The 19,981-nt window shown below is 71.6% G+C and carries 23 protein-coding genes; 9 read left to right on the top strand and 14 right to left on the bottom strand.

Features of this window, described 5'->3' with window-relative positions:
• Positions 1-32: 32 nt before the first annotated feature.
• Together mshC and NH2_RS08875 are read left to right on the top strand one after the other, a co-directional pair.
• Positions 33-1,283 carry a cysteine--1-D-myo-inosityl 2-amino-2-deoxy-alpha-D-glucopyranoside ligase gene (gene mshC, locus NH2_RS08880; protein WP_067651019.1) on the top strand — a complete coding sequence of 417 codons (1,251 nt, stop codon included), beginning with the start codon at positions 33-35 and terminating at the stop codon, positions 1,281-1,283.
• Positions 1,284-1,512: 229 nt separating this feature from the next.
• Positions 1,513-2,067: a TetR/AcrR family transcriptional regulator gene (locus NH2_RS08875; RefSeq protein WP_067651016.1), complete on the top strand. Its 555-nt coding sequence runs from the start codon at positions 1,513-1,515 to the stop codon at positions 2,065-2,067.
• Here NH2_RS08875 and NH2_RS08870 read toward each other — a convergent pair.
• The 3 genes from NH2_RS08870 to NH2_RS08860 all read right to left on the bottom strand — a co-directional run bounded on the left by NH2_RS08870 (position 2,056) and on the right by NH2_RS08860 (position 7,989).
• Positions 2,056-3,909 carry a Na+/H+ antiporter gene (locus tag NH2_RS08870; RefSeq protein ID WP_067651013.1) on the bottom strand — a complete coding sequence of 618 codons (1,854 nt, stop codon included), beginning with the start codon at positions 3,907-3,909 and terminating at the stop codon, positions 2,056-2,058. The two genes, NH2_RS08875 and NH2_RS08870, sit on opposite strands and share 12 nt — an antisense overlap.
• Before the next feature lie 152 nt (positions 3,910-4,061).
• Complete coding sequence (locus NH2_RS08865) at positions 4,062-6,278, bottom strand: molybdopterin oxidoreductase family protein (protein WP_067651010.1); 2,217 nt, start codon at positions 6,276-6,278, stop codon at positions 4,062-4,064.
• A 76-nt stretch (positions 6,279-6,354) separates the two neighbouring features.
• Positions 6,355-7,989, bottom strand: a complete 1,635-nt coding sequence (locus NH2_RS08860; RefSeq protein ID WP_439951739.1) for a serine hydrolase — start codon at positions 7,987-7,989, stop codon at positions 6,355-6,357.
• A gap of 355 nt (positions 7,990-8,344) precedes the next feature.
• Here NH2_RS08860 and NH2_RS08855 point away from each other — a divergent pair, with 355 nt between their 5' ends.
• A complete protein-coding gene (locus NH2_RS08855) occupies positions 8,345-9,064 on the top strand; it encodes a metal-dependent hydrolase (RefSeq protein WP_067651008.1) in 720 nt (239 codons plus the stop codon).
• A 398-nt stretch (positions 9,065-9,462) separates the two neighbouring features.
• Here NH2_RS08855 and NH2_RS08850 read toward each other — a convergent pair whose 3' ends face one another.
• The 4 genes from NH2_RS08850 to NH2_RS08835 form a co-directional block, all read right to left on the bottom strand.
• Entirely contained in the window at positions 9,463-9,942 is a 480-nt protein-coding gene (locus NH2_RS08850; RefSeq protein ID WP_067651006.1) for a Dps family protein, read from the bottom strand.
• A gap of 94 nt (positions 9,943-10,036) precedes the next feature.
• The gene (locus NH2_RS08845) at positions 10,037-10,297 is read right to left on the bottom strand and encodes a DUF4235 domain-containing protein (protein ID WP_067651003.1); all 261 of its coding nucleotides are present in this window, start codon (positions 10,295-10,297) and stop codon (positions 10,037-10,039) included.
• Positions 10,294-10,785, bottom strand: coding sequence for a DUF3618 domain-containing protein (locus tag NH2_RS08840; RefSeq protein ID WP_067651000.1), 492 nt, complete (start codon positions 10,783-10,785; stop codon positions 10,294-10,296). The genes NH2_RS08845 and NH2_RS08840 overlap by 4 nt, the downstream gene beginning before the upstream one ends.
• Positions 10,782-11,207: a phage holin family protein gene (locus tag NH2_RS08835; protein WP_067650997.1), complete on the bottom strand. Its 426-nt coding sequence runs from the start codon at positions 11,205-11,207 to the stop codon at positions 10,782-10,784. The genes NH2_RS08840 and NH2_RS08835 overlap by 4 nt, the downstream gene beginning before the upstream one ends.
• Positions 11,208-11,478: 271 nt before the next feature.
• Here NH2_RS08835 and NH2_RS08830 point away from each other — a divergent pair, with 271 nt between their 5' ends.
• Positions 11,479-11,820, top strand: coding sequence for a histone-like nucleoid-structuring protein Lsr2 (locus NH2_RS08830; protein ID WP_067650994.1), 342 nt, complete (start codon positions 11,479-11,481; stop codon positions 11,818-11,820).
• A 6-nt stretch (positions 11,821-11,826) separates the two neighbouring features.
• On the opposite strand, the gene NH2_RS08825 is transcribed toward NH2_RS08830, so the two are convergent.
• The 3 genes from NH2_RS08825 to NH2_RS08815 form a co-directional block, all read right to left on the bottom strand.
• Entirely contained in the window at positions 11,827-12,513 is a 687-nt protein-coding gene (locus tag NH2_RS08825; protein ID WP_084505347.1) for a PAS and ANTAR domain-containing protein, read from the bottom strand.
• 39 nt (positions 12,514-12,552) lie between these two features.
• Positions 12,553-12,978 (bottom strand): response regulator, encoded by a 426-nt coding sequence (locus NH2_RS08820; RefSeq protein WP_439951744.1) that lies wholly within the window; start codon positions 12,976-12,978, stop codon positions 12,553-12,555.
• A gap of 126 nt (positions 12,979-13,104) precedes the next feature.
• Complete coding sequence (locus NH2_RS08815; RefSeq protein ID WP_067650988.1) at positions 13,105-13,728, bottom strand: hypothetical protein; 624 nt, start codon at positions 13,726-13,728, stop codon at positions 13,105-13,107.
• Positions 13,729-14,027: 299 nt separating this feature from the next.
• On the opposite strand from NH2_RS08815, the gene NH2_RS08810 reads away from it, so the two are divergent.
• Positions 14,028-14,249 (top strand): hypervirulence associated TUDOR domain-containing protein, encoded by a 222-nt coding sequence (locus NH2_RS08810; protein WP_067650985.1) that lies wholly within the window; start codon positions 14,028-14,030, stop codon positions 14,247-14,249.
• A 123-nt stretch (positions 14,250-14,372) separates the two neighbouring features.
• On the opposite strand, the gene NH2_RS08805 is transcribed toward NH2_RS08810, so the two are convergent.
• A complete protein-coding gene (locus NH2_RS08805) occupies positions 14,373-14,795 on the bottom strand; it encodes a pyridoxamine 5'-phosphate oxidase family protein (RefSeq protein ID WP_067650982.1) in 423 nt (140 codons plus the stop codon).
• An 81-nt stretch (positions 14,796-14,876) separates the two neighbouring features.
• On the opposite strand from NH2_RS08805, the gene NH2_RS08800 reads away from it, so the two are divergent.
• Positions 14,877-15,812: an AraC family transcriptional regulator gene (locus NH2_RS08800; protein WP_067650978.1), complete on the top strand. Its 936-nt coding sequence runs from the start codon at positions 14,877-14,879 to the stop codon at positions 15,810-15,812.
• Positions 15,813-15,886: 74 nt separating this feature from the next.
• Here NH2_RS08800 and NH2_RS08795 read toward each other — a convergent pair whose 3' ends face one another.
• The gene (locus NH2_RS08795) at positions 15,887-17,212 is read right to left on the bottom strand and encodes a serine/threonine-protein kinase (RefSeq protein ID WP_067650975.1); all 1,326 of its coding nucleotides are present in this window, start codon (positions 17,210-17,212) and stop codon (positions 15,887-15,889) included.
• Positions 17,213-17,639: 427 nt separating this feature from the next.
• On the opposite strand from NH2_RS08795, the gene NH2_RS08790 reads away from it, so the two are divergent.
• The 3 genes from NH2_RS08790 (at position 17,640) to NH2_RS08780 (ending at position 19,165) form a co-directional block, all read left to right on the top strand.
• Complete coding sequence (locus NH2_RS08790; RefSeq protein ID WP_157103664.1) at positions 17,640-17,957, top strand: hypothetical protein; 318 nt, start codon at positions 17,640-17,642, stop codon at positions 17,955-17,957.
• Between the two features lie 27 nt (positions 17,958-17,984).
• Positions 17,985-18,383 (top strand): Rv0313 family protein, encoded by a 399-nt coding sequence (locus tag NH2_RS08785; protein WP_067650969.1) that lies wholly within the window; start codon positions 17,985-17,987, stop codon positions 18,381-18,383.
• A gap of 80 nt (positions 18,384-18,463) precedes the next feature.
• On the top strand, positions 18,464-19,165 hold the full coding sequence (locus NH2_RS08780) for an LmeA family phospholipid-binding protein (protein ID WP_067650966.1): 702 nt from the start codon (positions 18,464-18,466) through the stop codon (positions 19,163-19,165).
• A gap of 8 nt (positions 19,166-19,173) precedes the next feature.
• On the opposite strand, the gene NH2_RS08775 is transcribed toward NH2_RS08780, so the two are convergent.
• Entirely contained in the window at positions 19,174-19,614 is a 441-nt protein-coding gene (locus NH2_RS08775) for an SRPBCC family protein (protein WP_067650962.1), read from the bottom strand.
• Between the two features lie 102 nt (positions 19,615-19,716).
• Positions 19,717-19,935 (bottom strand): helix-turn-helix domain-containing protein, encoded by a 219-nt coding sequence (locus NH2_RS29670; protein ID WP_067650959.1) that lies wholly within the window; start codon positions 19,933-19,935, stop codon positions 19,717-19,719.
• Positions 19,936-19,981 lie beyond the last annotated feature (46 nt).

Raw genomic sequence — 19,981 nt, 5'->3', positions numbered from 1 at the left:
CGCCACCCCGCCCGCACCTCTACCCTCGAACCATGCAGTCCTGGTCCGACACCCCCATCCCCACCATCCCCGGAACAGGGCCGCCGCTGCGGCTGTTCGACACCGCCGACCGCGCCGTACGCCCGGTGACCCCCGGCCGCACCGCCACCCTCTACGTCTGCGGCATCACCCCCTACGACGCCACCCACCTCGGCCACGCCGCCACCTACCTGACCTTCGACCTCGTCAACCGGCTCTGGCGCGACGCGGGGCACGACGTGCACTACGTGCAGAACATCACCGACGTCGACGACCCGCTCTTCGAACGCGCCACCCGCGACGGCATCGACTGGCGCGACCTCGGCGCCCGCGAGATCGAGCTCTTCCGCGAGGACATGGCCGCGCTGCGCGTACTGCCCCCGCGCGACTACATCGGCGCCGTCGAATCCGTCGACGAGGTCGTCGAACTGGTCGGCAAACTACTCGCCGCGGGCGCCGCCTACACCGTCGAGGACGACGAATACCCCGACATCTACTTCCGCGCCGACGCCACCGAGCAGTTCGGCTACGAATCCGGCTACGACCGCGCCACCATGGAGACCCTGTTCGCCGAACGCGGCGGCGACCCCGAACGCCCCGGCAAGAACGACCCCATCGACCCGCTGCTGTGGCGCGCCGCCCGCGACGGCGAACCCTCCTGGCCCGCCCCCTTCGGCCCCGGACGGCCCGGCTGGCACATCGAGTGTACGGCGATCGCCCTGAACCGGCTCGGCTCCGAGTTCGACGTCCAGGGCGGCGGCTCCGACCTGATCTACCCGCACCACGAATACTCCGCCGCACACGGTGAAGCCCTCGGCGCGGGCCGCCGCTTCGCCCGCCACTACGTGCACACCGGCCTCATCGGCCTGGACGGCGAGAAGATGTCGAAATCCCGCGGCAACCTCGTCTTCGTCTCCGCCCTGCGCCGCGCAGGCACCGACCCCGCCGCCCTGCGCCTCGGCCTCTTCGCCGGCCACTACCGGCAGGACCGCATGTGGACCGACGAGATCCTGCGCACCGCCGAGCAGCGCCTGGCCCGCTGGCGCGACGCCACCGCCCAGGCCGCGGGCCCGGCCGCCGACGACACCGTCGCCCGCCTGCGCCAGCACCTCGCCGACGACCTCGACACCCCCAAGGCGCTCGCCGCCGTCGACGAATGGGCCCGCCAGGCGATCGCCTACGGCGGCGCCGACCCCGACGCCCCCGCCGCCATCCGCACCGCCGTCGACGCCCTGCTCGGCATCGAACTCCGACCCGCCCGGTAGCGGGCGAACCGATCCGGCGACCGCGCTGACCCGGTCACCGGTGTCGTCGACGAAGGCGTAACTCGCCCGCACCCCGCCACCGGGCTGACCCGAAACGACACGAAAGCCGACAGCCGGTGAAGATGTGCACGCGGTTCGCCGATTTCGCCCCGTCCAGCCGCCGGGCGCAGGCAGGCGCATGAGGTACTCTTCGGCCTCACTCCCGTCCCTGCGAGCAGATCGGCGACCCATGTCCCGCGTGGTCACCAAGGATCAGTACTTCGACATCGCCCTCGAGGTGCTGGCCGAACTCGGCTTCAAGGGCCTCAATATCGGCGTGCTCTGCCGCCGCCTCGGCGTCACCTCCGGCTCCTTCTACCACCACTTCGGCAGCTGGCAGGGCTTCGTCGACCTCCTCCTGGAGACCTGGGAACACCGGCAGGTACTCGTGCTGCGCGCCCGCAACTTCGGCCGCAGCACCCCCGACGACGACATCCGCGCCCTCTACGACCTCGCCTGCGGCCTCAACCACCGCGCCGAAGCCGCCATCCGCGCCTGGGCCGCCAACGACGAATCCGTCGCCGTCGCGCTCAAACGCGTCGACGAATCCCGCCGCCGCACCGTGCACAAGGCCATCGACGGCATCGTGCACGACCCCGACATCGCCGGCGTGCTCACCGCACTCGGCATGGCCACCCTCATCGGCTACCAGCAGATCGCCCCCGGCGCCGAAGAACCCCGCCTCGACCGGCTCCTCACCGAATTCGCCCGGCTCATCTACTCGCACCGCCGCTCACCCCAGTAACTCGTCCACGTAACACCACCGCCACGCCTCGCCCGGCTCCACACTCCGCATCACCGGATGCCCCACCGCCGCATGATGCTTCGACGCGTGATTCCCCGCCGACGAATCACAGCACCCCACATTCCCGCAGGCCAGACACATCCGCAGGTGCACCCAGGTCAGCCCCTCCGCGATGCACGCCGCGCACCCGTCCACCGAATCCGGCACCCGCACCAGCGGCGCCGCCCGCAGATGCGCGCAGCTCTCCGCCCGCTCCGGCGCCGTCAACGGCTCCGGCTCCGCCACCTCCGCCTCGTCGAACCGATCGATGATCGACTCCTCCAGATCCAGCCGCGCCATCACCGCCTGCAGGATCTCGTAATCCAGCGCGCCCTCGTCACGGGCCCGCAGTACCGTCTCCCGCTCCGCCCCCAGCATCGCCAGCCGCAACCGCCGATACTCCGCCGTCGGCGTCGCCAGCTCCGACTCCGCCCGCCCCAGCCGCTCCCACGCCGCGTTCGTCCGGAACGCCAACCGCTCCCGCAGCGCGCGCACCACCTCCTCCGGCGTCTCCGGCGTCACCCGCCGATCCAGCTCCGCCGAGCCGGCCGCCGCCGCCCGCTGCAACAGATTCGCCTTCTGCAGCGCGTCCTCCGCCCGGCTCGGTCCCCGCAACTTCAACGCCCGCACCACCCACGCCAGCGTCGACCCCTGCACCAGCAGCGTCCCCGCCACCACCAGCAGCGCCAACAGCTTCAACACCGCCAGCTGCGGCGTGTCCTCCGGCAGCAGCAGTACCGCCGCCACCGTCACCACCCCGCGCATCCCCGCCCACGACACCACCAGCCCGTCCCGCAGCGACTCCTCACCTCGCCCGCGCGCCCGGCTCAGCCACGCCCACGGCAACACGAACAGCGGCCGCGCCAGCATCGCCGCCGCCGGCACCGCCACCACCGCCACCAGCAACGTCGCCTGATCCAGCCCCGACGCCAGCGCGTCCTCCACGATGTGGCGCACCTGCAACCCGATCACCAGGAACACCGAGCTCTCTAGAATGAACTGCACCGTGCGCCAGTTCGTGCGCTCCGCGATCCGCGACGCCGCGCTCTGCCAGCGCGGCGCACCGTGACCCAGGATCATCCCGCACACCACCACCGCGATCACCCCCGACGCGTGCACCTCCTCCGCGGGCAGGTACGCCGCGAAGGGCGCCAGGAACGACAGCGTCGTATCCAGCACCGGATCGGTGATCCGCCGCCGCAGCATCGCGAGCACCGCCGCCACCAGCACCCCCACCAGCGCGCCGCCCCCCGCCGCCAGCACGAAATCCCCGCCCGCCTGCCACACCGACACCGAACCCGCCGACGCCGCGATCGCCGTCCGCAGCGCCACCAGCGCCGTCGCGTCGTTGAACAGCGACTCGTCCTCCAGGATCGTCACGATCCGCCGCGGCATCCCGATCCTTCTCGCCACCGCCGTCGCGGCCACCGCGTCCGGGGGAGCCACCACCGCGCCCAGCGCCACCGCCACCGCGAACGGCACCGGAAGCAGCAGCCACACCACCGCGGCCACCGCGAACGTGGAGAACAGCACCAGCACCACCGACAGCAGCGCGATCGTCGTCGCGTTCTTCCGGAAATCCAGCAGGGAGGTGCGGATCGCCGCCGTGTACAGCAGCGGGGGGAGGACCCCGAGCAGGACCACCTCGGGGTCCAGGTCCACCTGCGGGACGAACGGCAGGTACGAGGCGGCTACTCCCGCCACCGTCAGGACGAGCGGCTCCGACAGCCCCGCCCTCCGCGCCAGCGCCGCGAGCGCCACCGCCGCTGCCACCAGGACCACCAAGCCGACAGCCACATGCATCGGAGCATTGTGTCACCCCCTGCCGGGAGGGGGAGGACGACCGGGCTCAGCCTCGGAACCCCAGCCTCCGGGGGAGAGAGCAAATACCCCGCAGGGGAGTAGCCCCGTCCCGGAGCGGCGCGCCGCGCGCGGAGGGGCCGCGCTCGCTCTGGTCAGCCGGGGATGGCGGCTTCCTTTTCCTCGGGCCGCTCGGCGACCTCGGGGGCGCCAAGGGCGGGGGCAACGGTGACCCAGGTTCCGTTGACCGCGGCATTGCCGGTGAAGGGATCGGTCGCCTTGGGATCGTGCAGCAGGTTGACGTTCGCGCCCGGAAGACCGGCCGCGACCGTCCAGCCGACACCGGGCTCACGGTGGCCCCACCCATGCGGAATCGCGACCGTCCCGCGACGGATCTCGTCACTCGCCTCCACCGGCACCACGATCGCCCCGATCCGGGACGACACCAGCGCCGGATCACCGTCGGCCAGCCCGCGCGCGACCGCGTCATCGGGGTGCATGAGCACCGTGCACCGCGGCTTCCCCTTCACCATCGACGGCAGATTGTGCAACCACGAGTTATTACTCCGCAGATGCCGCCGCCCGATCAACCGCAGGTGGAACCCGTCCGCCGGGGCGGTCACCGCCGCGCCGCGCTCGGCCTCCGCGATCAACTCCCGCGCACCCGCCACCAACGGCTCCGGCGCCAGGTGCACCTTCCGATCCCTGGTCGCGATCAACTGCCGCAACCGCGGCCGCAACGGCCCCAGATCGATCCCGCCCGCCGTCTTCCGCAACTTCGACACCGTCACCCCGCCCAGCCCCTTGCGCAACACCCCGTACGGCCCCACCGCGACCCCCGCCGTCGCCAGCCGCAGCGGACTCAGCCGATCCAGCACCGCCGTCACCGCCCGCCCCGTCACCGGCCGCACCGGCAGCGGCAGAATCTCCGCCACCAACCGCGCCAGGATCTCCCAATCCTCCAGCCCGTCCGCGGGCGGCTCGAACACCCGCGGATTGAACCGCAGATTGTTCCGCACACTGAACACCGTCAACAGGATGTCCATGTCCTCGCGCTCCAGCGGCGAGATCGGCGGCAGGATCAGATCCGCGTGCCGCGTCGTCTCCGTGACGTACATATCCACCGCGACATAGAAATCCAGCCCCGCCAGCGCCTCGTCCAACCGCCCGCCCTGCGGCGTCGACAGCACCGGATTCCCGGCATAGGTCACCATCGCCCGGATCCGCCCCGGCCCCTCGGTCAGCATCTCGTCCGCCAGCACCGCCACCGGCAACTCCGACCGGAACGATTTGAACCGCCCCGACCGATCCGTCCACTTCCCGTACCCCGCCAGCGGAATACGCCGCGCCAGCCGCGCGGCATCCACCGCGGGCGTCGCGAACATCTGCCCACCCGCCCGGTCCAGATTCCCCGTCACCGCGTTGATCACATTGATCAACCAGTGCGTCAACGTCCCCGTCACCTGGTGACAGACCCCGATCCGCCCGTACATCACCGCCGACGGCGCCGCCGCGTGCTCCCGCGCCAACCGCCGGATCACCTCCGCCTCCACCCCCGCCAGCGGAGCCGCCCACTCCGGCGTCGCCGCCGCCACCAGCGCCCGCAACTCCTCGAACCCGGTCGTGCGCGACCCCACCGCCGCGCCGTCCACCAACCCCTCGCTCACCAGCACGTGCAGCATCCCCAGCAGCAGGTAGGCGTCACCACCCGGCGCCACCGCCACGTGCTCGTCCGCCAGCTTCACCGTCTCCGTGCGCCGCGGATCGATCACCACTACCGTGCCACCGCGCTTGCGCACCGCCCTGATCCGATCCCGCGCGCCAGGCATCGTCGTCACCGACCCGTTCGACACCGCCGGATTCGCGCCCAGGATCACCAGCCGATGCGTCCGATCGATATCGGCCACCGGCATCAGCACATTCGACCCGAACATCTGCCACGCCGCGAACTCCTGCGGGAACTGATCGATCGACGACGCCGTGAAGAAATTGTTCGTGCCGAGCGCCGCGCGCAGCATCCCCCCGTAGATCACCGACGAACTGTGCGCCGCCGGATTCCCCAGGTACATGCCGACCGCGTGCGCGCCGTGCTCCGCCCGGACCCTCCGCAGCCTGCGCCCCACCTCCGCGAACGCCTCGTCCCAGCCGATCGGCACGAACTCCGTGCCGACCCGCTTCATCGGCGTCCGCAGCCGATCCGGATCGTGGTGCAGCCCGCCCATGGCCGTCGCCTTCGGGCAGATATAGCCCTTGGACAGGACATCGTCGGGATTTCCCTCGATCCGGGTCACCTGCAGATCCTCGACCGTCACCAGAATTCCGCAATGGGCCTCGCACAGGGTGCACTGCCGGGCAACGGTGGTCGCGTTCATCAAGCTTCGTCACCTTCTGCCGAACTTTTCGACCAGGTTACCCGCGTCACACCCGCCGCCATAGAGCGGTCAACGGTCAGGGCTTCACGAACATGCCCAGCCCCTCCTGCTCGTAATAGGCCAGGATCAGCCGATTTTCCTCGAACCGGGCCGTCGACAGCGACCCCGGATTGGCGCCCTCACCCTGCGGCGCGAAGACGAACTTGTCCCCGTCCCAGTGCCGCATCGGCATCCGCACCCCCGCCGGACCCATCGTCAGCACCAGCGCGCCATTGTCCACCGACACCACCGCGGGCCCGAAGTAGGCATTGTCGTAGGTGCCCGCGTACTCCTGCAGCGGCCGCGCCGGCTTCGCGTTCGCCGGCGGCTCCTTGCCCGCCAGATCCCCGAACGGCGCGTTGATCTGCTCGAACACCCCCGCGAAGAGCTTTCGCCAATCCTCCCGCACCTCCCCGAACTGCACCAGGTCCGCGAACTCCGCGTTCAACGTCTCCGGAATCCCGATCGGCGCCGCGTTCGTCAGCGTCACGATCCCCACATCCGCCGACGGAATCAGCGTGAACGCCGTCCCCGCACCCCGGTTGAACGCCCCCGAATGCCCCAGCGTCACCCGCCCCGCCGGCGAGGTCCCCACATTGAAGCCGAACCCGTAGAACCCCGCCCGCGAATCCGGCGAGGCCGGGGGAGCGGACATCGCCTGCGGCGACACCGCGGGCAGCAGCGCGCCCGGCGGCACGATCTCCGTGCCCTCGAACGTCCCGTCCGCCAGCATCATCGTCATCCAGCGCGTCATATCGTCCACCGAGGAGCTCACCCCGCCCGCGGGCGCCTGCGGATCCGGGTCCCGCGGCGGATCGGCGGGCCGGTACTCACCGTTCACCAGGATGTGCCCGACCGCGCGGTCCGGGCGGCTCACGAACTCGTCGTACCGCGAACTGGTCGACGCCATGCCGAGCGGCCCGTAGATCTCCCGCTGCGACAGCTCCTCCCACGAGGTGCCCGCCGCCTCGGCCACCGCCACCGCGGCCGCCGTCAGCCCGTAGTTGGTGTAGGCGTAGGAATCGCGGAACGTCTCGAGCGGCAACTGCCGCAGCCGCTCCAGCACCTGGCCCCGGTCGTACCCGAGGTCCTCCAGCAGGTCACCAGCGTGATCCGGCAGCCCCGACCGGTGCGAGTACAGATCGCCGATCGTCACGTTCTCGGTCACGTACGGATCGCGCAGCGCGAACCCCGGCGACAACCGCCGCACCGGCGTATCCCAGGCCACCCGGCCCGCCGCCACCTCCCGCGCCACCACCGTCGCACCGAGCGGCTTCGAGACCGAGGCCAGCTGGAACACCGTTCCCGAGTCCACCGGCTGCCGCGTCGTCACATCCCGCACCCCGAACCCCTTGCTGTACACGACCTTGCCGCCGTGCACCACCGCGACCGCCATCCCCGGAATCTTCGACGAACTCATGAGCTCGTCGGCGATCTGATCCAGCCGGCCCACCGCCCGATCGATCTGCCCGTCCGGGATGGCCACACCGGCGACCTGCCCCGGCGACTCCTGCTGCGCCGTGCCGCTCGGCGGCGCCGGGCTCGAGGACGCCGTCCCGCCGCCCGAATCGTCCTGCGCGCAGGACCCGACGACGAGCACCGCCGCCACCGCCAGCCCGATCGCCACTCGGCTCCGATCCCGCACGGCCACCACCTCCTTGGTGTGATGCACAGCACAATGCGACGAGCCTAGCGGTCAGCAACCAACTGGCAATGAGTTTTGCCGGGTTCCCGCGCGGCGCGGCCAATACGTCACAGTGACGTAAAAGAGCCGATCGAGGTGTCACTGTGACACATTGGAGGAGTGCGGTCGTCGTCACGCAAACCGGACTGGATCACCCAACCTCGCAGCCTCCGCCGACTTGGGGGGCGTGGGCGGGCAACACAGCGTGCAGAGCACATGTGCAGCGAATGCCGGTCCGACCCGAAAACGTCGGGTCGTAATTTGCCGATAATCTACATTATGTCAACCTGTACCGCTCTCCCCGGTGAGTCGCATGTGGACCAAAGATCGATAACGTGAGTGCGTGCTCGGACATTCTCACGCGACCAGCGGCGCACTCGGCTGGTCGGCGGCCGCCGCGACCCTCCCGGTCTCGACCCTGACCTTCCCGGTGATCGACGTCGTCGGCGATCACCACCTCGGAACGGTCGACCTGCTGCTCGGCGTCTTCCTCACGGCGGGCGCCGCGCTGCTGCCCGACATGGACCACCCGGACGGCACCATCGCCAATACCCTCGGCCCCGTCTCCGAGCTCTTCTGCACGGTCGTCTCCTGGCTCGCGGGCGGCCACCGCAAGGCCACGCACTCCCTGCTCTTCGTCGCCTTCGCCGGCGTCGGAACCTGGGCCGGGATGACCTACCTCGGCAGACCCTTCACCCTGGGGCTCATATTCGTGCTGCTCGCGCTCGCGGTGCGGGCGCTGCATCTCTGCCCGCCCGGCAAAGGCATCCGCGCCTGGGGCACGGTGTTGGCGCTCGCGCTCGGCGGCACCTTTGCCATGACGCACTGGATCTCCGACGCTCCCCCGTGGCTGCCGTTCTGCGTCGCGCTCGGCTGCCTGGTGCACATTCTCGGCGACTGCCTCACCGACCGCGGGTGTCCCCTGCTGTGGCCGTACCGCAAGCGGTTCGGGATCGAGATCATCAGCCGGACCGGGAACAAGGTCGAGACGTGGGTGCTCGCTCCCCTCTTCATGGCAGGAACGCTTGTGCTGCTGTGGTTCACGATCACGCAGCTGCCGTAATCGGCAGGTTCTCCCCTGTCTGTGCTGGGCTTTTGTTTTTTGGTTGCTGGCAGCGACTTGTTTGATGCGCATAGTCGCATACATGCAATGTTTTTGGTAGGCGCAGTGGGTGCGCGATCACGAGCACGACGGGAGCCACCACGCCTCGGTGCTCAACCGGGGACGGATTCGGCACCTCACGGCCGATCTCAGGCTTTCGGCGACGGTCCGTGGGCCGCTCCCTCCCCCGGTGCGCGCCGGCAATGGTCGCTGACATAGTTTGATGCGCATATCGCGGTACTAACATCTCATGACGGTGCACATCTGGATCCTGACGTCGTGAGCATCGTCGGCGCTGGCGGACAGCGAACCGCCCCCCGAGCCGGGGCTCGGGGGGCGGTTCGCCGTGCAGACCGGGGTCAGGCCTCGGCGACCTGCGCCTGCCACATCCAGTGCAGCTGCTCCAGCCGGCCGGCGATCTCGATGATGAGATCCTGGGTGACCGGGTCCGCCTTCTCGGTGGCGTCGATACGCTCCCTGAGGCCGCGGATCACGGAGGCCAGGTTTGTCACGACGCCGTTGATGACGTCGGTGTCCTTCTGCCAGCCGTCCGGGAAGCCGTCGGCGGCGCTGTCGCGGGCGATGGTGGCCGCGCGACCGTCCGGGCTGACACCGATGGCGGTGGCGCGCTCGGCGGCGGCGTCGGTGAATTCGCGGGCGGCGGTCACCAGTTCGTCGAGGGCGAGGTGCACCGAGCGGAAGTTGCGGCCGACGACGTTCCAGTGCGCCTGCTTGGCGATCAGGGACAGGTCGATGAGGTCGACGACGGTGGCCCGCAGGGCCTCACCGGCGATGCGCTGCTGTTCGGCCTCGAGGGTGCTGGTGATGGGTTGCGACATTGCTGTACCTCTCTCTCGTCGTCGGTCCCGATGTCCTCTCCGTTGGCTACCCGGCATCGCCGGGTTCACGCAGCGGAACAGCGTGAACGTGATCTCACTCCTCCGGCCAGGTACCGGTGACCTTCTGGAATCCTTCCGCCCCCGCACGGTCGATGGCGGTCTTCACCAGACCGAAAACGGCGCCTTGGATGGCGGCGGCGAGCAGCACCTCGCGCCAGCCGTAGTCCTCGGAGGTGGCGTGCGGTGCCTCGTCCTCGCCGCTGATCGTCTGCCAGATTTTGCCGAAGATCGCATTGGCGAGGAGGCCGCCGAGGACGCTGACGACGAGCCCGAGCGGTTTGTAGGCGAGCTTCATCGCCTGCCTCGCTTCCGCAGCACCTGCCAGAGCACGACGCCGCTGACGACGCCGATGGCGACCGGCACCGGGTTGGCGCGGACGAAGTCGGCGGCCTGGCGCCCGCCGCGGGCGACCGGCTCGGGCGCCTTCTCCTTGGCTACGGTCGCTGCCTCGGCGGCCTTCTCCTTCGCGACGGCGGCGGTGTCGGCCGCCCGCTCCTTGGCAGCCGTCGCGGACTCGGCGGCCCGTTCCTTGGCGACGGCGGCGGTCTCGGCGACCCGCTCCCCCGCGTGCTGCGCGCTGTCGGCGACCTTGTCCTTGGCTCCGGCCGCGGCGGCCCTGGTGTTCTCCTTGGCCTCCGTCACCTTCTCCGAGGCGCGGGCGGGCACGTCGAGTTTGTGGGTCAGCTCCTCGACGGCCTGACCGAGCTCCTCGCGGGCGCGGTCGCGGTCGGCGGCGACCAGTTCCCTCTCGGTCTTCGGGTCGATATCGGGGTCCGGGCTCACTGCCTGCGGCTCCTCTCCTTGATGGTGGCCACGTCCTGTTGCACGCCGTGCACGGCGTCCTCGGGAAGCGGCGGGGTGGCGCTCTGCACGTTCTTCTTGCCTGCGACGGCGAGGAGGCCCGCGACGACGAGCAGCACGGCGCCGACGACGAGCGCGGCGGCCCAGGCGGGCAGCGGCTCGGCGAGGCCGATGATCGCCGCGGCGACGAGCGCGCCGACGCCGTAGAGCGCGAGGACGGTGCCCGCGCCCGCGAGCCCGGCGCCCTTGCCGACGCGTTTGCCCTTCTGGTGCATCTCCAGGGTGGCGAGCCGGATCTCGTCGCGGACGAGGCGGCTGAGTTGCTCGCCGGCGTCGCCGACGAGTTCGGAGACGGAGCGGGCGTCGGCGGGCCCGGTCCGGTCGGTCGGTGCGGCGTTGGTCATGCTTCCCTCCTTCGGTCGGGTGGCGGTTACCCGGGGCCCAGCGGGGCAAACGCCGCGTTCGGGGCGCCGGAATCGGAATGAGCGCAACGGTGTTCGGGGCGGGAATATCGAATTCTCGTATGCGTACGCGATCGCGGCGCTGGGAACGGAGTTGCCTGCAGTGCGCCGCCACCGCGTTCTGCCGTGATTTGTTCGCCGAATTATCGGGCGTGATCTCCTGGGCTACAGTGATTCTGTCGCGTTTTCGTCGCATTCGAAGAGGGAGAGCTTCATGGCACGCAAAGTCGTGGTCACGGTGGTGGACGATTACGACGGCATCTCGGCCGCGGATGAAATGGTCGCTTTCGGAGTGGACGGTGTGTCCTACGAGATCGATCTCTCCGCGGAGAATGCGCGTTCGCTGCGGAAATTCCTGGAGCAGTGGACGCCGTACGCGCGGAAGACCGGGCGGGCGGCGCGGAGCAAGAATGCCGGCGGGGCCCGGTCGTCGGCGAGCCGGGAGGATGTGGCGGCGATCCGGGCGTGGGCGAAGGAGAACGGCCACGAGATCTCGAGCCGGGGTCGTATCCCGTCGGAGATCGTCGCGGCCTATCGGGAGGCGCAGCCGGCCTGAGCCGGGTCAGTCCTGGCCGGGCGGGATGCGTTCGTGGCCGGTCAGGAGCAGGTGGTCGAAGACGGTGAGGGTGTCCGGCCGGGGTGGCGGCACCTGCGGCAGGTCGGCGACGAGCTGGGCGGCGAGGGCGCGCAGCTTGGTGTTGGTCTCCTGGGAGCGCCAGGAGAGCACCTTGAAGGCCTGATCGGCGCTGATGCCGTACATGCGCATGAGGACGCCCTTGGCCTGTTCGATGACGGCCCTCGACTCGACGATCTCGGGGACGACGTCGCTGACGGCGGCCTGGCCTGCGGCGTCGATGGTGTCGGTGAGGTCGATGTAGCAGCCGCTGGTGCCGATGGGTTCGCCGTCGGCGTCGAGGATGCGGTTGGCGACGACGAGGACGGTGTGCTCGCAGTCCTCGGTGTCGATGATCCGGTGCCTGCCGGAGAAGGGCTCGCGGTGGGTGCGGGCGCGGGCTATCAGCTTCGCGACCAGGTCGCGGTCGTCGGGGTGGTTGTGCGCGAGCACCAGTTCGGTGGTGGGTTCGACGGCGCCGGGCTCGTAGCCGTGCAGCCGGTAGACCTCGGGTGACCATTCCCAGCGGCCGTCGGCGAACCACAGCGTGAAGCCGCCCGTCACCTGGGGGTCGACCGACTCGGGGAGATCGGCGAGCGGGTCTTCCCTGCACTCGGGAACTGCGGACTCGGACACCCTGGAACAATAGCGCGACCTGCGGGGACGACACACCGGTCACGGGTGTGGCCGGGGCAACTTCACCACCCGGACGAAGAAGCCGTCGATCTGCTGGATGGCGGTCATGAAGGCGTCCAGGTCGACGGGTTTGGTGACGAAGGCGTTGGCGCGGGCGCGGTAGCTGCTCTCCACGTCCTCGGTGGCCGAGGAGGTGGTGAGGACGACGACCGGGATGGCGGCCAGCTCGGGGTCGGCCTTGATCCGCTCCAGTACCTGGCGGCCGTCGTACTTGGGCAGGTTGAGGTCGAGCAGGATGAGGTCGGGGCGCACGGCGCCGGTGTGCGCGCCGCGGCGGTAGAGGAAGTCCAGCGCCTCCTGGCCGTCACGGACGACGTGCAGGGTGTTGCCGAGGGTGTGGGTGTCGAAGGCTTCGCGGGTGATGAGCTCGTCGCCGGGGTCGTCCTCGACCAGCAGCACGTCGATCGGGTACTCGGCGTCGGGCACGGCGGCCTCCCAGGTGTCCACCGCGCGCGGCGGAGTGCGGATGCCCCGGCCCAGCTGGGCGGTCGAGGTGCGGTCAGTCAACCAGATCCGGTGCGGCGCTGTGCCTCAGGGGCCGGTGAGGACCCGGCCGAGGTGGGCGCCCTTGCGCGGGTTCTTGCTCCCGGTCTTGCAGGCGGCGATCTGCACGGTGCCGCTGCCCGGGTTGTAGTAGGCCATGCCGACGAGCGGGCCGTTGGTGGAGGCGGGCAGCCAGCTCCAGCCGGGTTCGTCGCCGGTGTAGGCGTCGAAGCGGTGGTCGCCGTGCGCGTCGAAGGACTGGCGCTGCAGGACCAGGTACTCGGGAACGGTGAGCCCGGACCAGCCGTGCGCGGTGAGCGCCTTGCGCAGCCCGGGTGCGGTGCGGCCGCGGGTCCAGGGCTGGATCCGCTCGGCGGGCAGGACCAGCAGGTAGGGGTGGTCGGGACGGTCGATATCGCCGTCGAGGAGGTCGCTCGCGACCTCGGCGGGGCGGTCGTAGGCGGCGAGGGCGAGCAGCGCGGGCAGCTGCGCGCGCTGCGCGGCAGCGGGCGGGAAGGCGAAGCCGACGGCGGCGTCGGCGGGCAGCGGCAGCTCGGGTGCGGGGCCGATGGCAGCGGCGCCGAGCGGGGTGTTGGCCTGCCACCAGTGCGCCGATCGCCGCCAGATGTCGGCCGTGCTGTTCGCTTCCGGTCCGCCGATGCCCGCTCGCATGGCGCGGACTCTACTGGGCGGGGCCGACATCCCTGGTCTCGGCGACTTCGGTCCAGTCCGCTGACCGGGTCAGCGAGTGGCCGCGGTCGGCGAAGAGCTCGGCTGCCAGGAGGTGTCGTGCAGCCCACAGGGCCGTGCATGAGGAAACGGGGTGCGGGTGGTCTCCTCGGGGACGCGGAACGCTCGGGAATGGCGGACCGATCCGGGTCGGTTCGCGCGCCGAGCTGCGCGTTTTCGCCTCGGTCGCCCGGGTAGCTCCGGGGTGATCGCTGATTTTCCCGAACCGTGAGGAGCCGCGCATGAGCAAGGACCGATCGTTCAGCAGGGGCGACAGGGTGGAGTGGAAGAGCCACGGGAGCACCGCCGAGGGGAAGGTCGAGGAGAAGATCACCTCCGACACCGAGGCGGCGGGGCGGACCGTGCGCGCGTCGGAGGACGACCCGCAGTACCGGGTGCGCAGCGAGAAGAGCGGCCGCGATGCGGTGCACAAGCCCTCGGCGCTGAAGCCGGCCGACGACTGACGGCGCGCGGACGACGGCCGAGTTCGCCGCAGCGGTCGACTTGACCGGCGCGGAGCTGCGGCCTCGGCACGAAGTGCGCGACCCGCCGATGAACCGCAGCCGCGATCCGCTGTAGAAGGGCTACTAGCCCACGCGGGCGACCTTCTCGACGTGCAGGACGAGCCGGACGAGGTCACTCGCGCGCATGGTCGCGAGGGCGGCGGCGCGGGCCGGGTCGGTGAGGTCCCAGTAGCGGGCGGCGAGCCGGTCGCAGAGGTCACGGGCGCCGTCCGGCTCGACGGTGACCCGGCCGGCGACCGAGACCCAGCGCTCCGGCTCCCCCACCGGTGCGGCGACCACGAGCGAGGCGCGCGGGTCGGTGCGCAGGCGGCGGAGCTTGGCGCTGCTCCGTTCGGTGAAGATGTGCACGGTGCCGTCGCCGGCGAGTTCGAACCAGACCGGGCGCGGCTGCGGTGGTATCGGGCCCGCGGCGACGGTGAGGAAGCCGTGCAGGGGGCGGCGGAGGAAGGCGGTGTCGTCGGGGGTGAGGGTGGTGTCGGTGCCCATGGGTTCGATTCAACGGGGCCGGGCCGGACAGAGCCATAGGTGAGAAACCGAATTGCCTGTCCATTCGTCTAATCTGGCGGGGTGGATGTCTTCGGTGACCTGATTCGCGGGGTGCGGGCCCAGGGTTCGTTGTTCGGCAGCTCGACGCTCACCCCGCCGTGGTCGCTGCACTTCGTGGACGGCGCGCCGCTGACGCTGTGCACGGTGCTGTCGGGGGCGGGCTGGATCGTGCCGGAGGCGGGGCCGCCGGAGCGGGTGCGCGCCTACGAGACGGCGGTGGTGCGCGGCCCCACGACTTTCACCTTCGTCGACGATCCGGGCACCGATGCCGAGGCGGTGCCGTGCGGGGCGTCCTGCTCGGGGCCGGAGCAGGGCGGCACCAGGTACCGGCTGGGGTGGGCGGGCTGCGGCGAGCCCGCGCCGGGGGCGACGACGCTGATCGTCGGCGCGTACCCGGTGCGCGCCGAGCTCGGCGGCCGGTTGCTCGAGGCGCTTCCCGCGGTGCTGCGGGTGGGGTCGGGCGGGACCGGGGACGCGGTGCTCGACCACCTGGCGGCCGAGGTCGCCACCGACGTGCCCGGCCAGCAGGTGGTGCTGGACCGGCTGCTGGACTGGATGCTGGTGTGCACCCTGCGCGAGTGGTTCGACCGGCCCGGCGGCGAGCCGCCCGCCTGGTGGGCCGCGCAGCGCGACCCGGTGGTCGGCGACGCGCTGCGGCTGCTGCACGCCGAGCCCGCCGCGCCATGGACGGTGGCGGCGCTGGCCGGCCGCACCGGGGTGTCGCGCTCCACGCTGGCCAAGCGCTTCGCCGAGCTGGTCGGCGAGCCGCCGCTGACCTACCTCACCCGCTGGCGGATGACGCTGGCCGCCGATCTGCTCGCCGAGCGGGAGACCAGCATCGCCGAGGTCGCGCGGATCGTCGGCTACGCGGACCCGTTCGGGTTCAGCGCAGCCTTCAAGCGGGTGCGCGGGGTGGCGCCGAGCGAGTTCCGGCTGCGGCGGCGCGAGCCGGCCTGATCAGGCCGCGCAGTATCCGGCGGGGCAGGCCCGGCCTCTTGTTCCGGCGAGGGGGTAACCAGGGAGCCGGGACGTTACTTGTCCGGCTTGGGTGGCTTGGTTTTGCCATTGCCGTTGTTGCCGCCCGGCCCGTTTCCATTGCCGGAGTTGCCGTTGCCGTTGTTGCCGGGGCGCGGCTCGGGGGGCGGGGTGATCGGCTGCGGTGCGGCAGCCGGCGGTGCGGGGATCGGCTCGGGTCCGGCTGCGGGCGGCGGGGGTCCAGCCGTTTCGGTGCCGCAATCCGGGCAGGGGGCGGGGGTGGCCGCGATCGGTGCCGCGCTGCGCGGGGGCGCGGCCTTGGCGCTGGCGGCGGGCAGGGTGGTGGCGGCGGGCGGGGTGGTCGGGGCGCCGTCGATGATGCCGACGGCGACCGGGCGGTTCAGGTAGAGCGCGCCGCCGATCACGGCGGCGAGCGCGGCCAGCGCGGTCGCGGCGATCCGGGGTCGATTGCCGCCCGGCGCCGGGGTTTCGGGGCGAGTGATCGGCGCGAGGTGCCGATAGCTGGGACCGGGAACGGTCGCGGGCGCGAGGTCGGCGGTCACGATGTCGCGGCCGCCGACGGCGGCGCGGGCAGCGGCGGCGAACAGCTCCACGTCCGCGAAGCGCTCCCCCGGCTCCTTCGCCATGCCGCGGGCGATCACCGCGTCCAGTTCGCGCGGCACCGCGGGGTTCAGCGTGCTCGCGGCGGGCGGGGCGGTCATGAGGTGGGCGAGCACCTGCTGCGGGGAGTCGCCGTCGCCGAAGGGCCTGCGGCCGGTGAGGAGTTCGAAGAGCACGCAGGCCAGCGAGTACTGGTCCGAGCGGGCGTCGGCGGCGCCGGAGAAGCGCTCGGGGGCCACGTAGCCGAGGGTGCCGACCAGGTTGCCGGTGGCGGTGATGGCGGGCTGGCCGTCGCGAGTGGCGGTGCCGAAGTCGATGAGGTGGACGAACTCGCGCGGCGTCACCATGAGGTTGGACGGCTTCACGTCGCGGTGCACGAGCCCGATCCGGTGCGCCGCCGCCAGCGCGGCGCCCGCCTGCGCCACGATGCCGGTGGCGCGGCCGGGCGCGAGCCGGCCCTCGCGGCGCAGCAGGGCGGCGCCGTCGATGCCGTCGATGAGCTCCATGTCCAGGTAGAGCAGCCCGTCGAGCTCGCCGAAGGCGTGGATGGCGACGGTGTGCGGGCCGCGCAGCTGGGCGGCGAGCCTGGCCTCCCTGGTGAAGCGGCGCCGGAAGCCGGGGTCGGCGGCCAGGTCGGCGGCGAGCACCTTGAGCGCCACGTCCCGGGCGGTGGCGGTGTCGTGGGCCAGCCAGACCCGGCCCGAGCCGCCGCTGCCGAGCAGCCGATCGAGGCGGTAGTGGCCGAACCACGTCTCGCCCATGTGCAGAACCTCCCGTGCGCGCTCCCCCGTCGCGGGATAACCACTGCGCCGCGACGAAACCCCGCGGGGCGAACCACCGCGGTTGTGCTGATCCTCGCGTGCTCACCCGGCCCCGGTGCGGAGTTCGGTGGAATGCGTGGTCGGCGCGGTTCACGGTAGCCCAGGTGCGGCAGCCGCCCACGGCGGCCTTCAGGCGTACCCCTAGGGCGTATATGGCCGGCGACCGTACGAGCGGCCGGGGCACGCACCACGGGCACGGGGAGCCCCCGCCGCGCACGGCCCCGCCCGGCACAGCAGGCTCCACGGTGCTGCACGCGCCGAGCGACGGCGCCGTGGCCGGGGCGCTCGCGCGAGTGTGAGTCCGGCCACCGTGAGCCGCAGCCGTTTCCGGCGCGACGGCGCGCGGCGCGGCTGCCAGAATCAGCACATGCGGACCGAATCGGTGGCGGTGACCGAGGTCGGTCTCGGGGATGTGGTGGCCGATCCCGCCGGGACCGGGCTGTGGCGGCGGGTGCGCGAGCTGCGGCACGGCCGCGCCCCGCGGCGGGACGGCAGCGGGCGGGAGTGGACCTACTACGCCTTCGTCGGCCCGCTGGTCGACCCCGCGGCCGCGGCCGAGGTGATCGGCAACCAGCCGCGCATCGACCGGTTCGTCTTTCGCGAGGACGAGTCCGTCACCCGCACCGTCGCGGAGACCGACGTGGCGGGATCGGGATTTCGCGAGGACACTCGGGGGACGGAGTGAATCGTCTCGTCCCCAGGAGCACATGCGATGGCAACCAACGGCCCCTTCGGCCTCGACCCGGAAGACATCGAGCGCGCGCTGCGCGAGGCGGGAATCGAGCTGCGCGACCTGATCGGCAAGGCGGGCGGGTACCTGGAGCGGGTCGACGGCGCGAGCATCGGCTCGCTGGCGGCGCTGCTCGGCCAGTTCGCGCCGCAGCCGGAGAAGCCGCGCACCGCACCGCAGCCGGAGGGCGAGACCGCCGGCGCGACCGGCAGCGGCGTCTGGGTGATCTACACCGTGGACGAGGACGGCACGGCCCGGGTCGACCAGGTCTTCCCCAGCGAGCTGGAGGCGCTGCGCGCGCACCGCGACAACACCGACGACCGCCGCCGGGTGCGGTTCCTGCCCTACGGCGTGCCCGCGGGCGTGCTGGACGCGCCCTGATCCGCGGCCGATAGCGGGCAATGGTTCGCACCGCAGGCCCGCAGCCGCGATGATGGTGCGATGGCCGAGCAGGTGAGCGCATGCGCGCGCTGGTGATACTGATCGTGGTCGCGGCGATCGGGCTGATCGCGGGCGACCGGATCGCGGTGGTGCTGGCGCAGAACGAGATCGGGCGCCGGATCGCCGCCGAGTACGCGCTCGACCGCGACCCGGCGGTGGATATCGGCGGCTTCCCGTTCCTCACCCAGGCCGCCGACGGCCGGTACGAGACCATCGACATCCGGGCCGACGAGTGGAGCGACCAGGAGGTCACCGTGCGCGACCTGCGGCTCACCCTCACCGACGTCACCGCCCCGCTCGCCGACCTGGTCGCGGGCAATACCTCGACCCTGGTCGCGGCCGGGGCGACGGCCGAGGCAGTGCTCCCCTACGACACCGTCCGCCGCTTCGCCGACGACGGCGTCCGGGAACTCTCCGACAGCCCGGACGGGCTGCGCGTCACCGGCACCTTCCCGGTGGACGGGCTCCCCTTCCCCGTCCCGGCGACCATCGTCTTCGCCATGGCGCCCGCCGACGACGGGATCGAGCTCACCCCGATCTCGGTGCAGTCCGCCGTCGGCGGCCCCGCGCTGCCGCTCTCGGTGGTGAGCCGCGGCCTGGCCTTCACCATTCCGCTGCAGGACCTGCCGCTCGGCGCGCGGATCACCGCCATCCGCGCCGCCGCCGACGGGCTGCACGTCACCGCGGTGGCCGCGGGCGTCCGCTTCGACGACCTCTCCTGAACCGGGGGCTACGGAACGTAGAGGTACCACTCGGCGAACGGCCCCTGGATCGGCCAGCTGCTCGACATGATCTTGGCCGGGCCCATCCCCACCCACAGGTCGACGGTCACGGTCTCGCCGCGCACCGCGCCGGTGCGCACGTACACGTCCTGGTGCCGGAAGCCCGCCGAGCCGACCCAGCCGATCATGACGCGGTTGCCGCACGGCCCGCTCAGGTACCCCTGCGGCGTCACCCGCGCCCGCACGAACCCCGGCTTCTTCGGCGCGGCCTCGAGATCCACGGAAATCGCTCCGGCGCAGAAGTTCGCGTCACCGAAGGTGTAAAGCGTGGTGCCGATCGGCGCCCACTGCGGGAGCGGATCCGCCTGCGCCGGAACGGCTGTCGCCCCGCCGAGCACCCCGATCCCCAGCGCTGCCGCGATTCCCGCGCCCAGTCGTCGAATGTTCATGGTTCGAGCCCTCCCCCGTCGAGCATTCGGTTCTTGCTCACCGCCGGCGTCGGCATCGACGGGCCAGCGGCGGAAGTTGTTCGCCCACCGAGCATATCGGGTCTATCGGGCCGCCGGGGAACGTTCCGGACGGTCTCGATAGCGGGCGGCGAAGCGGGTCGGGGGCTCGCCCAGCATGCGGGTGCAGTCGCGGACGAAGTGCGCCTGGTCGGCGTAGCCGAGGTCGGCGGCGAGCAGTGGCCAGTCGATCTCGGCGCCCCGCTCGAGCCGCCGGGCGAGTTCGCGCACCCGGTAGCGGCGCAGCACCCACTTGGGGCTCACCCCGACGTGCTCGGCCGAACCACCTGCTGTACCGGGCGCCCGGGCT

Origin of the sequence: Nocardia harenae NBRC 108248 (assembly GCF_001612885.1) — a bacterium.
GTDB classification, from domain to species: Bacteria; Actinomycetota; Actinomycetes; order Mycobacteriales; family Mycobacteriaceae; genus Nocardia; species Nocardia harenae.
The sequence above is the reverse complement of the archived record's forward strand: the minus strand, read 5'-3'. Positions and strand labels throughout refer to the sequence as shown.